The sequence below is a fragment of the Streptomyces sp. CC0208 genome, from assembly GCF_003443735.1.
Lineage (GTDB): Bacteria > Actinomycetota > Actinomycetes > Streptomycetales > Streptomycetaceae > Streptomyces > Streptomyces sviceus.
This window is the reverse complement of record NZ_CP031969.1, coordinates 7,516,149-7,531,810: the sequence shown is the minus strand read 5'-3', so window position 1 is coordinate 7,531,810 and position 15,662 is coordinate 7,516,149. Positions and strand designations below refer to the sequence as shown.

General features: G+C 69.6%; 11 protein-coding genes and 1 riboswitch. Of the genes, 2 read left to right on the top strand and 9 right to left on the bottom strand.

Annotated elements, in window-relative coordinates; translation table 11 throughout:
* Positions 1-117 precede the first annotated feature (117 nt).
* The 4 genes from D1369_RS34590 to D1369_RS34575 all read right to left on the bottom strand — a co-directional run bounded on the left by D1369_RS34590 (position 118) and on the right by D1369_RS34575 (position 4,346).
* A complete protein-coding gene (locus D1369_RS34590) occupies positions 118-1,155 on the bottom strand; it encodes an endo-1,4-beta-xylanase (RefSeq protein WP_037899244.1) in 1,038 nt (345 codons plus the stop codon).
* 60 nt (positions 1,156-1,215) lie between these two features.
* On the bottom strand, positions 1,216-1,980 hold the full coding sequence (locus D1369_RS34585; protein WP_237557812.1) for a carbohydrate ABC transporter permease: 765 nt from the start codon (positions 1,978-1,980) through the stop codon (positions 1,216-1,218).
* A 65-nt stretch (positions 1,981-2,045) separates the two neighbouring features.
* The gene (locus tag D1369_RS34580) at positions 2,046-3,044 is read right to left on the bottom strand and encodes a sugar ABC transporter permease (protein ID WP_007380572.1); all 999 of its coding nucleotides are present in this window, start codon (positions 3,042-3,044) and stop codon (positions 2,046-2,048) included.
* Between the two features lie 6 nt (positions 3,045-3,050).
* A complete protein-coding gene (locus D1369_RS34575; protein WP_007380573.1) occupies positions 3,051-4,346 on the bottom strand; it encodes an extracellular solute-binding protein in 1,296 nt (431 codons plus the stop codon).
* 920 nt (positions 4,347-5,266) lie between these two features.
* Here D1369_RS34575 and D1369_RS34570 point away from each other — a divergent pair.
* On the top strand, positions 5,267-7,219 hold the full coding sequence (locus D1369_RS34570; protein WP_118082811.1) for an APC family permease: 1,953 nt from the start codon (positions 5,267-5,269) through the stop codon (positions 7,217-7,219).
* Positions 7,220-7,308: 89 nt separating this feature from the next.
* On the opposite strand, the gene gcvP is transcribed toward D1369_RS34570, so the two are convergent.
* A complete protein-coding gene (gene gcvP, locus D1369_RS34565) occupies positions 7,309-10,194 on the bottom strand; it encodes an aminomethyl-transferring glycine dehydrogenase (protein ID WP_007380575.1) in 2,886 nt (961 codons plus the stop codon).
* A 177-nt stretch (positions 10,195-10,371) separates the two neighbouring features.
* A riboswitch (glycine riboswitch) is annotated at positions 10,372-10,467 on the bottom strand.
* A gap of 123 nt (positions 10,468-10,590) precedes the next feature.
* Here gcvP and D1369_RS34560 point away from each other — a divergent pair.
* A complete protein-coding gene (locus D1369_RS34560; protein ID WP_037899246.1) occupies positions 10,591-10,968 on the top strand; it encodes a PRC-barrel domain-containing protein in 378 nt (125 codons plus the stop codon).
* A 1,012-nt stretch (positions 10,969-11,980) separates the two neighbouring features.
* Here the strand turns inward: D1369_RS34560 and D1369_RS34555 are convergent.
* From D1369_RS34555 to D1369_RS34540, 4 genes are all read right to left on the bottom strand, one after another.
* Complete coding sequence (locus D1369_RS34555; protein WP_118082810.1) at positions 11,981-13,339, bottom strand: DNA polymerase IV; 1,359 nt, start codon at positions 13,337-13,339, stop codon at positions 11,981-11,983.
* A 58-nt stretch (positions 13,340-13,397) separates the two neighbouring features.
* Positions 13,398-14,096, bottom strand: coding sequence for a MerR family transcriptional regulator (locus D1369_RS34550; RefSeq protein ID WP_240436114.1), 699 nt, complete (start codon positions 14,094-14,096; stop codon positions 13,398-13,400).
* A gap of 263 nt (positions 14,097-14,359) precedes the next feature.
* On the bottom strand, positions 14,360-14,833 hold the full coding sequence (locus tag D1369_RS34545) for a bifunctional nuclease family protein (protein WP_004002801.1): 474 nt from the start codon (positions 14,831-14,833) through the stop codon (positions 14,360-14,362).
* Positions 14,834-14,909: 76 nt separating this feature from the next.
* The gene (locus tag D1369_RS34540; protein WP_007380579.1) at positions 14,910-15,647 is read right to left on the bottom strand and encodes a MerR family transcriptional regulator; all 738 of its coding nucleotides are present in this window, start codon (positions 15,645-15,647) and stop codon (positions 14,910-14,912) included.
* Positions 15,648-15,662 lie beyond the last annotated feature (15 nt).

The following is a 15,662-nucleotide window of genomic DNA, read 5'->3' as shown; positions in this document are numbered from 1 at the left end:
GACCGGCACGGCCAGGATTCCCACCCCGTCTCTCAGGACCGCCGGTCAAGCCAACCCGGCGGCCCCGGCAGGACAACGTGACTCCGCCGCGGCCGCCCAGGCCCCTCTCCCCGCCCCCTACTTCAGCGCGGCCCGGATCGCGTAGTACGCCGGCTTCGGCTGGAACTGCTCGTCCCAGGGCAGCGCGGCCCCCTGGCCCTCGAAGAACGCCGGGATCCAGGAGTACTTGTCGGTGTAGTCCCAGACCGTGATGCCGACACACCGCCGCACCGCGAGGCACGCGTCGGTCAAGTCGGCGTACCACTGGGCCTGTTGGGCCAGCTTCTCCTCGGTCGCGGGCAGGATCATCCGGATGTCGACCTCGGTGAGCGCGGTGTCGAGGCCGAGCTTGGCGAAGCGGCGGAGGTTGTCCTCCAGTGTGGTCGGATAGCCGTACTGGAGCGCGAGATGGGTCTGGAGACCGATGCCGTCGAGCGGAACGCCCTTCGCCTTCAGCTCTTTGGCCAGGTTGTAGTAGGCGTCGCTCTTCGCCCCGATCCCCTCGATGTTGTAGTCGTTGAGGTAGAGCTTGACCTTGGGGTCGGCCTGGCGGGCCCAGCGCAGGGCGTCGGCGATGTAGCCGGGGCCGAGGGTCTTGTAGAAGACGGACTCGCGGTAGGTGCCGTCCTCGTTGAAGGCCTCGTTGACGACGTCCCAGGCGAACACCTTGCCCCGGTAGTGCCGTACCTCGGTCTGGATGTGCTTCTTCAGTACGGGCCTCAGCTCGTCCGCCGTCCACTCGCGCGAGGTGATCCAGTCGGGCAACTGGCTGTGCCACACGAGGGTGTGACCGCGCACCTTCTGGTGGTTCGCCCGGGCGAGGTTCACGATCTCGTCGCCGTTGGTCCAGTCGAAGACCCCCTGCTCGGGTTCGGTGGCGTACCACTTCATGCCGTTGCCCGGCGTGATCTGGTCGAACTCGCTGCCGAGGAGCTTCTTGTACGGCTCGTCGACGAGCTCGGGGTTGTCGGTCGCGCTGCCGAAGTAACGGCCGTGGCGGTGGGCGAGGTCGGCCAGCGTGACCGGCTTCCCGTGGGCCTGGGCGGGTGCGCCGAGGCCGGTGACCACCAGGGCCGCGGCCAGGACTCCGACGAGTCTCAGACGGTTTTTGCGCATGGGGCGACTCCTCACGTGCGGGTGCGGGGTGGGTGAGCCGTACTTTTCGAGATGCCGCCGTCAGCCCTTCGTGGCACCGGCGGTGAGGCCGCCGACCAGCTGGCGCTCGGCGACCGAGTAGAAGGCGAGGGCGGGCACCATCGCCAGGACGAGATAGGCGAAGACACGGGCGTACTCCGCGGAGTACTGGCCCTGGAACTGCTGCACCCCGATGGGCAGCGTCCACCACGTGTTGTCGGTGAACACCAGCAGCGGCAGCATGAAGTTGTTCCAGCTGGTGACGACGGCGAGCACCGAGACCGTGCCGAGCGCGGGCCGTGCCATGGGCAGCAGCACCCGCCAGAAGAACCCGAAGGAGCTGCACCCGTCGAGGGTGGCAGCCTCCTCCAGCTCCCCGGGGATCTCCCGGAAGAAGGCCCGCAGGATGATGATCGTCATCGGCAGTCCGAAGGCGGCCTGCGGCAGGATCACGCCCAGCGGGTTGTCCAGCAGCCCCAGGTAGCGCAGCAGCAGGAACAGCGGGAGCACCGCCACCGCGAAGGGGAACATCAGCCCCATCGTGAAGAGCGTGAACAGCGCCTCCCGGCCGCGGAAGGCGAACCGGGCGAAGGAGAACGCGGCGAGTGCGGACAGGGCGACCACCAGCACCGTCGTACCGACCGCGATCAGGGTGCTGCTGCCGAGCAGCCGCCAGAAGTCGCCGCCGCCGAGGATGTCGGTGTAGTTGCTGGTCAGCCAGTGCTTCGGCAGGCCGAAGGGATTGCTGGAGAGCTCGTCGGTGGACTTGAACCCGGACAGGGCGGCATACACGAGCGGCACGATCATCACCGCGCCGACGACGACGAGGATCACATGCAGCGGCAGGGTGCGCACACCCTCTGTACGGCGCGTCACTTGCCGTCTCCCCTCATCGTCGTGGTGGCCCCTTCTAGGTCGCGGCGGAGCACGAACCGCTGGTAGGCGAGGGCGAAGACGAGGCAGATACCGAACATGACCACGCTGATCGCGCTGGCGTAGCCGACCTGGTAGCGCTTGAAGCCGTACTGGAACATGGTCACGGCCATCGTCTCGGAGTGGTGGTCGGGCCCGCCCTGGGTGATCACCCAGACCAGGTCGAAGAGCTGGATCGCTCCGATGACGGACAGGAAGACGCTGATGCGCAGGGTGGGCGCGAGCAGCGGCAAGGTGACGTTGCGGAACCGCTGCCAGGCACCGGCGCCGTCGATGAGCGCCGCCTCGGTCAACTCCCGTGGGATGGACTGGAGTCCGGCCAGGTAGAGCATCATGTGGAAGCCGAAGTACTTCCAGGTCATGACGAGGAAGAGCGTCGCCATGACATACGACGGGTCGGCGAACCACAGCCCGCCCAGGCCGTCGAGTCCGACCGCGCCCAGGACATGGTCGGCGAGTCCGTCGTCCGGGGCGAAGACCATGCTGAACAGCACACCCGTGATCGCCTCGGACAGGACGTAGGGCGCGAAGAACAGCATCCGGTAGACGGCCCGGCCGCGGAGCTTCTGGTTGAGCAGGACCGCCATGGCGAGCGCGAACGGAAGCTGGAGCACAAGGGAGAGCAGGACCAGGACCAGGCAGCGCCACAGGTCGCCGAGGAAGATCGGGTTGTCGAAGAGGTCGGTGAAGTTGTCGGTGCCGACGTAGTCGGAGGGCATGCCGAAGCCGCCCCAACGGAAGAAGGCGGCGTACAGCGCGAACAGCATCGGCAGCAGGACCATGCCGATGAACAGCACCAGCGCGGGCAGTTGGAAGCCCACCGCGGTCAGCCAGTGCAGTGCGCGCCGACGGCCCCGCCCCCGGGCCCTGACCGATTCCGGGGGCGGGAGATCGGTGCCCGGACCGCTCCGCTTGTCTGCGAGGAACGTGGAGGTCATCGCGGGCTACTGCTCTTCCTTCGCGGTCTGCGTGATCGACTGGGCGACCTGCTCGGGAGACTTGGAGCCGGCGATCAGGGCGGCCACGCTGTCGTTGACCTCCTGGCCGACGGCGGGGGCGTACGCCTGGTCCAGGTACAGCTGGAAACCGGTGGCGGACTTCAACTGCGCCTGTACGAGCCTGAGGTTGGGGTCGGTCATGGCCTTCTCCGCGTTCGGGAGCACGGGAAGGACGCTGGTCTTCTTGACCAGTTCCAGCTCGGTGGCCTCGGAGGCCCAGAACTTCAGGAAGTCGACCGCCGCCTGCGGTGCGCCCCGGCGCAGGGCGTGTCCGCCGCCGCCGCCGAACACCTCGGTGATGGCGCCCTTGCCGCCCTCGACCGCGGGGAACGGGAAGAACCCGAGGTCGTTGCCGAGGCCCTTGCCGGCGTCGGCCTCCACGGACGGGGCCCACTGACCCATGAGTTCCATGGCCGCCTTGCCGTTGCCCACGGCGGCCGCCTGGCCGGTCGGGGTGGAGTAGGCCGCGTTGAGGAACCCCTTCTGGAAGGGCTGGAGGTCCACGAGCTGCTTGAGGTGCCGGCCGGCCTCGACGAACCCGGCGCCGGTGAAGTCCTTGTCCTCGCTGGCCTTCTGAAGCGCGTCGATGCCCGCGGTGCGCATCGCGAGGTAGGCCCAGTAGTACATCCCCGGCCACTTCTCCTTGCCGGCGAGGGCGATGGGCGTGATGTTCTTCGCCTTCAACTTGCTCACGGCCTCGAGGAATCCGCCCCAGGTGCTGGGCGGTTCGCTGACGCCGGCCTGCTGGAAGAGCTTCTTGTTGTACCAGAAGCCGATCATGCCCATGTCGAACGGAATGCCGTAGACCTTGCCGTCGTAGATGTACGGCTCCTTGGTGACCTTCAGCAGACCGTCGGCCCACGGCTTGGTCCGGTCGGTCAGATCCTCGACGAGGCCTGCGTCTACCTGCTGCTTGAGAACGCCGCCGCCCCAGGTGTGGAAGATGTCGGGGAGCTTCCCGGAGGCGGTCAGCGCCGTCATCTTCGACTTGTAGGCGTCGTTCTCCAGCTGGACGATCTTTATCTTGACCTTGGGATTCTGTGCCTCGAACTTCTTGGCGAGGCTCGCCCAGACACTCTTCGCCGGCTCGGTGGTGGAGATGTTCCACCACTCCACCGTGGTCGTCCCGTCGGACGAACCTCCGTCCGAGTCGCCGCCACAACCGGTCAGTGCCGTCATGCCCAGACCGGCCGCGGCGGACGCCGCCAGAAAACCACGGCGGGACAGTGCCGGGTCGCCCATGATGCGCTCCTTGGGTACGGGACGGAGCCGTCCTTGTCCGTCCTGAGATCCGAAAGTTTCGGAGTAGATCCAGAAAGCTTCGCTGCTGCCGCACCCTAGAGACAGCTACTAAACGGTGGCAACCCCCTGTGCACGGGGAATGTTCGGGGATTGCCCGGCCAACTCGCCCCGGCGGGCCTCGCGTCGGGGAACGGGAGACCGCTCGCCGCGCGAGCACCCGCCCCGCGACCGCGATCCGGGGCGCCCCGCACGGCTCCCCCCGACGGCGGGCGCCGAGGCGTCGAGACCGCGTGACGGTCACACAACGGGTGGGGGCACGGCGGGGCCGGACCCGGCGCCCCGGCCCGGAACTCGGGAGCCGGCGATCCTCCCGCGCGATGCGGGGGCGGATGGGCCGCCCCGCCGGACAGCCACTCCGTACGGACCGGTCCACCGTGCATGAGGACGGGGGTAGCCTCCTACGGCCGTGTCGTCGCGCCCCGCATCCGCCTGACCCCCTGAGGTGCCGAAACATTCGCTAACACTGGCGAACATTACGAAGCGGATCGAGTCATCGTCGGGCATGCCCGGCTGGATCACCTCGTCAGGTGTCGATCGGCAAGACGGCGAGTTCACCGGACGCGGCCGAAGTCGCTGCCCACCACACCTCGGCTCCGGGGCGGAACCCTCGCTGCTCTCGCCCCCGACATGACGCTGCGTGTCCGCCTCGACTGACCCACCCGCGCAGTGCGAACCGGGAAGAGGCAGCCCCCTCAACTGGGCCATCCCTCGTCTCCGACGCCCCAGGCCGAGTCTTAACGGAAGTTTGACGCCCCCGCAGCCCTGCACCGCGGGCCCGAACGTCACTCTCCGCTTACGCTGGTCCCGCCGTCGGACAGGCGGCCGCACCCGAGCTGAGCAGTACCTAGGAGCGCCCCCAGATGGCCACCACCGAGCACCCTCCCCCGAGTCGTCTGCGGTCCTGGATGCTGGAAGGTCTGTCGGACATGGGCAAGGGCGGCGGCCACGTGGGCCCGCACGCCGAACCCGAGCCTCCGCACCGGGGTCAGCCCTGGTACCGGGTGATGTGCCTGACCGGCGTCGACTACTTCTCCACCCTCGGCTACCAGCCCGGCATCGCCGCCCTCGCGGCCGGCCTGCTCTCCCCCGTCGCCACCATCGTGCTCGTCCTCGTCACCCTGGCCGGCGCCCTGCCCGTCTACCGCCGCGTGGCGGAGGAAAGCCCCCACGGCGAGGGCTCCGTCGCCATGCTGGAACGCCTGCTGTCGTTCTGGCAGGGCAAGCTCTTCGTCCTGACCCTGCTCGGCTTCGCCGCCACCGACTTCCTGATCACCATCACCCTCTCCGCCGCCGACGCCTCCACCCACCTGGTCGAGAACCCCCACCTCACCGGCACCCTGCACAACCAGCAGATGCTGATCACCCTCGTCCTGGTCGCCCTGCTCGGCGCGGTCTTCCTCAAGGGCTTCCTGGAGGCTGTCGGCGTCGCGGTGGCCCTGGTCGGCGTCTACCTGGCCCTCAACGTGGTAGTGGTGGTCGTCGGCCTGTGGCACGTCCTCACCGCAGGTCATGTCGTCGCCGACTGGTCCAGCGCGCTGACCGCCGAGCACGGCAACGTCTTCGCCATGGTCGGCGTGGCCCTGCTGGTCTTTCCCAAGCTGGCACTCGGCCTGTCCGGCTTCGAGACCGGCGTCGCCGTCATGCCGCACGTCAAGGGCGACCCCGGCGACACCGAGGAACGTCCCACCGGCCGGATCCGCGACACCAAGAAGCTGCTCACCACCGCTGCCCTGATCATGAGCGTCTTCCTGATCGCCACCAGTTTCATCACCACCCTCCTGATCCCGGCGAAGGACTTCGAGTCGGGCGGCCCGGCCAACGGCCGCGCCCTGGCCTACCTCGCCCACGAATACCTCGGCGGCGCCTTCGGCACGGTCTACGACGTCTCCACGATCGCCATCCTGTGGTTCGCCGGCGCCTCCGCGATGGCCGGTCTGCTGAACCTGATGCCCCGCTACCTGCCCCGCTACGGCATGGCCCCGCACTGGGCCCGCGCCGTGCGCCCCATGGTCATCGTCTTCACCCTGATCGGCTTCCTGGTCACCTGGATCTTCGACGCCGATGTCGACGCCCAGGGCGGCGCCTACGCCACCGGCGTCCTGGTCCTCATCAGCTCAGCGGCGATCGCGGTGACCATCGCGGCCCGCAAGGCCGGCCAGCGGGGCTGGACGATCGGCTTCGCGGTCATCTCGGCGGTCTTCCTCTACGTCACCGTCGCGAACGTCATCGAACGCCCCGACGGCGTCAAGATCGGCGCCTGCTTCATCGCCGGCATCATCCTCGTCTCCCTCCTCTCCCGCCTGGCCCGCGCCTTCGAGCTGCGCGTGACCAGCGTGCACCTGGACGACATGGCAGAACGTTTCATCCGGGACATCGCCAGCCGCAAGATCCGGTTCATCGCCAACGAGCCCGACCAGCGCGACCAGGCGGAGTACCGCGAGAAGGTCGAACAGATCCGCGCCGACAACGACATCCCCGGCGAGGACTTCGTCTTCGTCGAGGTCACCGTCCTGGATCCCTCGGAATTCGAGGCGAGCCTCACCGTCCGCGGCGAGGTCCTGCACGGCCGCTACCGCGTCCTGACCCTGGAGTCCTCCTCCATCCCGAACGCCCTGGCCGCCCTCCTCCTGCACGTCCGCGATCTCACCGGCTGCATCCCCCACATGTACTTCGAATGGACCGAGGGCAGCCCCTTCCACAACTTCCTGCGGTTCTTCCTCTTCGGTCAGGGCGAGGTCGCCCCCGTCACCCGAGAGGTCCTCCGTGAGGCGGAGCCCGACCGCGCCCGCCGTCCCCGGGTCCACACCGGCTGATCCCGGCGCAGCCGGCACATTCCCCCGAGCGAACAGTCCTGGCCCAACGACAGAGGGCCCCGCCGAAGCGGGGCCCTCTTCACGTCAGGTCAGTCGTCGTACGCGTCCAGCGGCGGGCACGAACACACCAGGTTCCGGTCACCGAACGCCTGGTCGATCCGTCGTACCGGCGGCCAGTACTTGTCTGCCACCGACACCCCGGCCGGGAACACGGCCTCCTCGCGGGTGTACGCGTGCTCCCACGCGCCGCCCAGCGCACCGGCGGTGTGCGGAGCGTTCCGCAGCGGGTTGTCGTCCGCGTCCCACTCCCCTGCCCCGACCTTCTCGATCTCCCCACGAATGGCGATCATCGCCTCGCAGAACCGGTCGAGCTCGGTCAGGTCCTCGGACTCGGTCGGCTCGATCATCAGTGTCCCGGCCACCGGGAACGACATGGTCGGCGCGTGGAAGCCGTAGTCGATGAGCCGCTTGGCCACGTCGTCGACGCTCACCCCGGTCGCCTTCGTCAGCGGCCGCAGATCGATGATGCACTCGTGCGCGACCAGCCCGCCGGGACCGGTGTAGAGCACGGGGTAGTGCGGCTCAAGCCGCTTGGCGATGTAGTTGGCGGAGAGCACCGCCACCTGCGTGGCCCGCTTGAGCCCCTCGCCGCCCATGAGCCGGACGTACGCCCACGAGATCGGCAGGATGCCCGCGGAACCCCAGGGCGCGGCCGAGATGGGCCCGACGCCCGTCTCGGGACCGGCCGCGGGCTGCATCGGGTGGTTCGGCAGATACGGCGCGAGATGCGCCCGCACACCCACCGGCCCGACGCCCGGACCACCCCCACCATGCGGGATGCAGAAGGTCTTGTGCAGGTTCAGGTGCGAGACGTCACCGCCGAAGTGCCCCGGCTTGGCCAGCCCCACCAGCGCGTTGAGGTTGGCCCCGTCGACGTACACCTGGCCGCCGGCCTCGTGCACCTGGGCGCAGATGTCGGCGACGTGCTCCTCGAACACACCGTGCGTCGAGGGGTAGGTGATCATCAGCACGGACAGCTCGTCGCGGTACTGCTCGATCTTGGCCCGCAGGTCCTCGACGTCGATCTCGCCGTCCCCGGCGGTCTTCACGACGACGACCTTCATGCCCGCCATCACGGCGCTGGCGGCGTTGGTCCCGTGCGCGGACGACGGGATCAGACACACGGTCCGCTGCTCGTCCCCGTTGGCCCGGTGATACCCGCGTACGGCGAGCAGCCCGGCCAGCTCGCCCTGCGAACCGGCGTTGGGCTGGAGCGACACCTTGTCGTACCCGGTGACCTCGGCGAGCCGCTCCTCCAGCTCCTGGATCAGCGTCAGATAGCCCTGCGCCTGCTCGGCGGGCGCGAAGGGGTGCAGCTGCCCGAACTCGGGCCAGGTGACCGGCTCCATCTCCGTGGTCGCGTTGAGCTTCATGGTGCAGGAGCCCAGCGGGATCATGCCGCGGTCGAGCGCGTAGTCGCGGTCGGCGAGCCTGCGCAGGTAGCGCAGCATCGCGGTCTCGGAGCGGTACTGGTGGAAGACGGGGTGGGTGAGGAAGTCGTCACCGCGCAGCAGCGCGTCCGGCAGCGCCTCCTCGGTGGCGGCGTCCAGTGCCTCGATGTCGGCCTCGACCCCGAACGCGTTCCACACGGCAGCCACCTGGGCCCGCGCGGTGGTCTCGTCGCACGCGACGGACACGTGGTCGGCGTCGACGAGGTGCAGGTTGACGCCGTTCCGGCGCGCCGCGGAGACGATCTCCGCGGCCTTGCCCGGCACCCGTACGGTCAGCGTGTCGAAGTACGACCCGTGCACGACCTCGACCCCACCGGCCGTCAGCCCCGCGGCGAGGATGTTCGCGTACCGGTGCGTCCGCCGCGCGATGCCCTTGAGCCCGTCGGGCCCGTGGTAGACGGCGTACATCCCGGCCATGACCGCGAGCAGCACCTGCGCGGTGCAGATGTTGCTGGTCGCCTTCTCCCGGCGGATGTGCTGCTCACGCGTCTGCAGCGCGAGCCGGTAGGCCTTGTTGCCGTCGGCGTCCACGGACACGCCCACGAGCCGCCCGGGCAGGCTCCTGGCGAACTTCTCCTGGACGGCCATGTATCCGGCGTGCGGCCCGCCGAAGCCCATCGGCACACCGAACCGCTGCGTGGTCCCGACCGCGATGTCCGCCCCGAGCTCACCCGGCGACCTCAGCAGGGTCAGCGCGAGCAGATCGGCGGCGACGGTCACGAGCGCGCCGAGCTCGTGAGCCTGGTCGATGAGCGGCTTGATGTCCCGTACGACCCCGGAGGCGCCGGGGTACTGGACCAGCACGCCGTTGATCTCACGCCCGGCGACCTCGGCCGGGATCCCGTCGCTGAGGTCGGCGACCACGACCTCGAGGCCGGTCGGCTCGGCACGGGTCTGGATCACGGCGATGGTCTGCGGCAGCACGTCGGCGTCGACGAGGAAGAGCCCCTTCTTGTTCTTCCCCATCCGGCGGGACAGTGCCATGGCCTCGGCCGCCGCGGTCCCCTCGTCGAGCAGCGAGGCTCCGGAGGTGGGCAGCCCGGTGAGGTCGGCGACCATGGTCTGGAAGTTGAGCAGAGCCTCGAGCCGTCCCTGCGAGATCTCCGGCTGGTACGGCGTGTAGGCCGTGTACCAGGCCGGGTTCTCCATGACGTTGCGCAGGATGACGGGCGGGGTGAAGGTGCCGTAGTACCCGAGTCCGATCATGGAGTCGAGCACCTGGTTGCGGTCGGCCAGCGACCGCAGCTCGGCCAGCACCTCGGCCTCGGTGCGCGCACCGGGCAGTTCCAGCGCATCGGCGTTCTTGATCACATCCGGCACCGCGGCGGCCGTGAGCTCGTCCAGCGAGCCGTAGCCGACCTGCGCGAGCATCTTGGCGCGAGCCTCGTGGTCAGGGCCGATGTGACGCTGCTCGAAGGGAATTCCCTGTTCGAGCTCGGAGAGCGGAATGCGGTGGGCGGTCATTGCGGAGGCCTCCTGGTCTGACGCGACCTTCGAGGGGTACCCCGGCGCGGGTACCCCGACGGCCTCCCCCTCTGTCATCTCAACCTGAGAGCTTCACCGGACCACCCGAAGGCCGCCCGGCTTTCACCGTCGGTGAGGGCGGAAGCCGTCGACACCCGCCCTGCTTTCCAGAGTGACCTCGTCCGTGCGGTACGTGAGCCTGAGAGATTCCGGGGAGGATTTGCTCCTTCGGCGCCTCCGATGGTGTCCGGAGGACTCTCCCGCGCGGGGTCAGCAGCCGCTCGCAAGCCTACCAGCGAGGTCACCGCACGGGTCTTCGAGTGGCCGCACGCCCCGATGTGCTCTTTCGTAGTGCTTACGACCGCTTCGGATGAGTTGCGACCAAGTGGAGGGCACGTGCAGACCGACATCGATCCGCGCAACCTGATCGGCCGCAAGGCGTTCGACCGCAACGGCACCAGGATCGGCACCGTCGACGAGGTCTACCTCGACGACGCGACGGGCGTGCCGGAGTGGGCCGCCATACGCACCGGCCTCTTCACCCGGGACGCCTTCGTGCCCCTGGAGCCGAGCGAACTGGTGGACGGCTCCCTGCACGTCCCCTTCGACCGCACCCTCATCAAGGACGCCCCCGACTTCGGCGTGGGCCGCCACCTCTCCCCCGACCAGGAACTCCAGCTCTACCACCACTACGGCCTCGACCTGGCCACACCACCGCCGTTCCCGGACCGGAACTTCGGCAGACTGGCAGGCACGGAGGACGTGGAGGCCTGACGACCACCCCTGACGCTCCCAGCACCAAAGCCTGCGCTCTTCGCCCCCCGTCACACGCCCCACACCTGACCGCCTCTAACGGACACCCCGGCCCCGCGAGACAGGCAGCGAGCCCCGGCACGAGCCGTCACGACAGAGCAGCGCCGACCGCGCACCGACCGAGGCCCAGCCCGACCCCCACCAGCCCCCGCCAGACACGCCTTAAGCCCCCGAGCGAGCCGTCACGACAGACCAGCACCGGCCCCCCACCCGACCGAAGCCCAACCCGACCGACACCAGCCCCCGCCAGACACGCCTTAAGCCCCCTGCGAGCCGTCACGACAGACCAGCACCGGCCCCCCACCCGACCGAAGCCCAACCCGACCGACACCAGCCCCCGCCAGACACGCCTTAAGCCCCCTGCGAGCCGCCGAGCGGTGCCGACCGCGTACGTGACCGAGGCCCTCCCCGACCGAAGCCCCGCCCGACCGACACCAGCCGTAAGCCCCACCACGAGCCCTCACGACAGACCAGCACCGGCCCCCACCGACCGAAGCCCAACCCGACCAGTCCCCGCGACACAAGCCGTAAGCCCCGGCGCCAGCCGACCACCCCCGAACCGCCACAATCCAGCAGCACCGGCCCCTACCCGACCGAAGCCCAACCCGACCGGCACCAGGCCGCACCCAGCTCACTGTCCGCGCCCAACCGACTCCCACCCCGGCCCCGCCGGCCGGCCCACAGACCCGCCTGGCCACCCCGGCGCATCAGGCGCCCACCACCTCCAAGCCCCCGCCCGGACCTCGGCAGCCGAGCCGAAGCAAGCCGACAGCACCGCCCGCGGCCCCGCTTCATGACCGCCAAGGCACTCGCACTCCTCGACGCCGCCCCCTCCCTGCGCCCTACAGGCCCACCGCAAGGCCGGACGCCCACATAACCTCCCCGACCCCACCCGCAGCCCCCGACGAGCGCCCTACACGCCCCGCTGACCCACCCCAGCCCGGCGGAGCCCCCGCACCCGCCGAAGAACCCGTCACGGATGACGCGGCCGGGCACCCATCACCTCAACCAACGGCAACGGCTCGGCCGACTCCAGCGCAGGGTCGTCGACAAGAAACGTCCGCACCCGCCCCGGCTCCGAATCCGGCGTCTCGAAGCGCACGGTCACCCGCCCCAGCCCGCTCCCCTGCACCCACCCGTGCCCGTACTCCGCGTGCCGCACGTCATGACCGGCAACCCACCGCCGCTCGACCACCACGTCCCGCTCCTCGGCAGAGACGTCGTCAGCCACCTCCTCGACGGCATGGTCCACCCTCTCCCCCGCGGCCTGGGCGAACAGGTCCTCCTGCGTGAAGTCGGCAAGCCCGGACACCCCCACCCCCAGCAACCGCACGCCCCCCGTCGAGTCGACGCCCTCCAGCAGCCGCAGGGCGGCCTCCCGCACCACCGCGGGATCGTCCGTGGGCCCCCGCAGGGTCTCGGACCGCGTCAAGGTCGAGAAGTCGTACCGCCGCACCTTCAACACAATGGTCCGCCCCGACAACCCGGCCCCCCGCAACCTGCGCACACACCGGTCCGCCAACCGCTGCACCTCGAGCCCCACCCGGACCCGGTCATGGATGTCCACGTCGTACGTGTCCTCCACCGACACCGACTTGGTCTCCCGCTCCGCCACCACGGCCCGCTCGTCCCGCGCCAGCGCCATCGCGTACAGCCCGTGCCCGTGCGCCTTCCCGAGCAGCCGTACGAGCTCGTCCTCCCCCGCCTCGACGATCTCGTCGACGGTATGGATCCCGGCCCGCCGCAGATGGTCCCCCGTCGCCGGCCCCACCCCCGGCAGGGTCCGCACCGACAGCGGCCCGAGCAGCGCCCGCTCGGTGCCCGGCTCGATCACCACCAGCCCGTCCGGCTTGGCCTGTTCGGAGGCGATCTTCGCGAGCATCTTGGACGCGGCCAGCCCCACCGACCCCGTGAGCCCCGTGAAGGCCCGTATGTCAGCCCGCAGCTTCGCCCCGACCAGCCGCGCCGACGCCTCGTCCCAGGCCGCCCCCTCGGCCTCCAGATCCACGAACGCCTCGTCCAGGCTCAGCGGCTCCACGAGCGGCGACAGCTCTCGCAGCAGGCCCATCACCTGCTCGCTGATCGCCTTGTAGAACCCGAAGCGCGGCACGAGATACGCGGCGTTCGGCGCGAGCCGTCTCGCCTGAGCCATGGGCATCGCCGAGTGCACCCCGAACACCCGGGCCTCGTAGGACGCGGTGGCCACCACTCCCCGCGGCCCCAGCCCGCCCACGACTACGGCCTTCCCGCGCAGACTCGGCTTGGACGCCTGCTCCGCCGAGGCGTAGAAGGCATCCATGTCGAGATGCAGGATCGTGGGCGCTTTTCTCACATGTCCGATGCTGCCCTACGCCACTGACAATGCCCCGCCGCGGACGGCGGGGCAGGCCTCAGACCGCCCGGTTGCGGCGCCTGGCCAGCTCGTCCGCGGGGTTGTGCCCGATGAGCGTCTCCCCCGTGTCGATGCGCTCCCCGTGCAGCTGCGACAGGGCGCTCTCGACATCCCGCCACACGACACCCACGGCGATCCCGAAGACGCCCTGGCCGCCCTGGAGCAGCGCGTGGACCTCGTCGGGCGAGGTGCACTCGTACACCGTGGCCCCGTCGCTCATGAGGGTCATGCGCTCCAGGTCCTGGAACCCTCGCTCCCGCAGGTGCTGGACGGTGGTGCGGATGTTCTGCAGGGACACGCCGGTGTCGAGGAACCGCTTGACGATCTTGAGAACGACGACGTCCCGGAAGCTGTAGAGCCGCTGCGTCCCCGACCCGTGGGCGGGCCGCACGCTCGGCTCCACGAGCCCGGTGCGCGCCCAGTAGTCGAGTTGCCGGTAGGTGATACCGGCCGCCGCGCAGGCCGTAGGACCGCGATAGCCGATCTGCTCGGACGCCATGGACCTCGCCCCTCCGCTGCTCGGCACGGCCGTCGGTCGCTGCGGAGCGTGATCGGCCGCGCTGCCCTGAAAAGCGCTGCCGGGATGGGGGTCCCCCCACCTCGAAGGCAGTTGAGAGCTTGGGGGAGGGTACGGACCGCTCGCCCCGAGACTCCGTCCGGGGGCACCCCCAGCCGTACCGTCGCCGCTGCTTCTCACGCCGACCTCCGTCCTTGACCTGCCTTCTCGACGGTAGGCAGTCACCAGGGGTGCGTCAACGATCGCCACACTCGGCACGCCGAGTGATAATCACCCTAGGAGTGGTTTGCCGTACCCCACTGCGGGGAAAGGCTAGCCGAATGCGCTCCGAACGGGCCGCAGGACGCTCTCCGGCGCCGGTGGCAAATGCCAGCATTTTGGTGACGACCGGACACGGCCGACCCGTCACGGACCGCTGATCCGCCGGATCGGCCCCGGCCGCCTCACTGACTGCTGGTGCCGAAGTCCTCGGGGGAGATCTGGTCGAGGAACTCGCGGAACTTCTCCACTTCGTCCTCCTGCTCGTCCGGGATCGCGATACCGGCGTCGTCGAGCACTCCGTCGCTGCCGTAGATCGGCGTCCCGGTGCGCAGGGCCAGCGCTATGGCGTCGGACGGCCGCGCGCTCACCTCGACCCCACTGGCGAAGACCAGCTCCGCGTAGAAGACGCCCTCACGCAGATCCGTGATGCGCACCTCGGTGAGCTCCTGGCCGACCGCCTCCAGCACGTCCTTGAACAGGTCGTGCGTCAGCGGTCGTGCGGGGGCCATGCCCTGCTGCGCGAAGGCGATCGCCGTCGCCTCTCCCGGCCCGATCCAGATGGGGAGGTAGCGGTCGCCTCCCACTTCACGCAGGAGCACGATCGGTTGGTTGGAGGGCATTTCGACCCGGACACCTACGACATCGAGCTCGTTCACACAGCAACCCTAGGCCGTGCCCGGGACGTTTGGGTAGTCGGGCAGGAAACGGGGGACGATCCGGCCCCCGACGCCCTCAGGGCAGGCGCACGCCGAGCGCGGTCTGCACAAGTGCCGCGTGCAGCTTCACGGTCAGCCCAGCCAGCTCCTTGGCGCGGGCTTCGGCGTGTGCGCGGGTCTGCGGGTTGCGGTGGCGCTTCAGCGGGGCCACCACCTGGTCCACGAGCCCGGCCTCACGGTCGGCGGCCGCCTTCATCGCCCGCAGATGCCGCGGCTCGATCCCGAACCGCCCGAGCTCCACGACAAGTGCAGCCACCGTCACCGCCTCGGCGTCGTAGGCCCCGTCCGGCAGCGGCGTGATGAGGCCGTACGCCTCCCACTCCGCCAGCTGCGGCTCGTCGATCTCGGCGGCGGCGAGCAGCTCGGCCCGGCCGATCCGTGCCACGGTGGGGCCCTCGGAGACCTCCAGGACCGTTTCTCCGTCCCGCTGGCGGCCCACCGTGGGCAGCGCGACGGCCTCGCCGCGCTCCATGGCGTCCAGGTGCTCCCGGATCACCTTGAGCGGCAGATAGTGGTCCCGCTGCATTCTCAGGACGTGGCCGAGGCGCTCGACGTCCCGGTTGCTGAACTTCCGGTACCCGGAGGGGGTCCGCTGCGGTTCGATGAGGCCCTCGGACTCCAGGAAACGGATCTTGGAGATCGTGACTTCGGGGAACTCGTCGCGCAGCACGTTCAGCACTGTGCCGATGCTCATCAGCCCACTGTCCGTGGCGGCGGTGCCGTGTCCGGCACCGCCGCTCGGTGTTTGAAGCATGGACCTTCCCTGGGA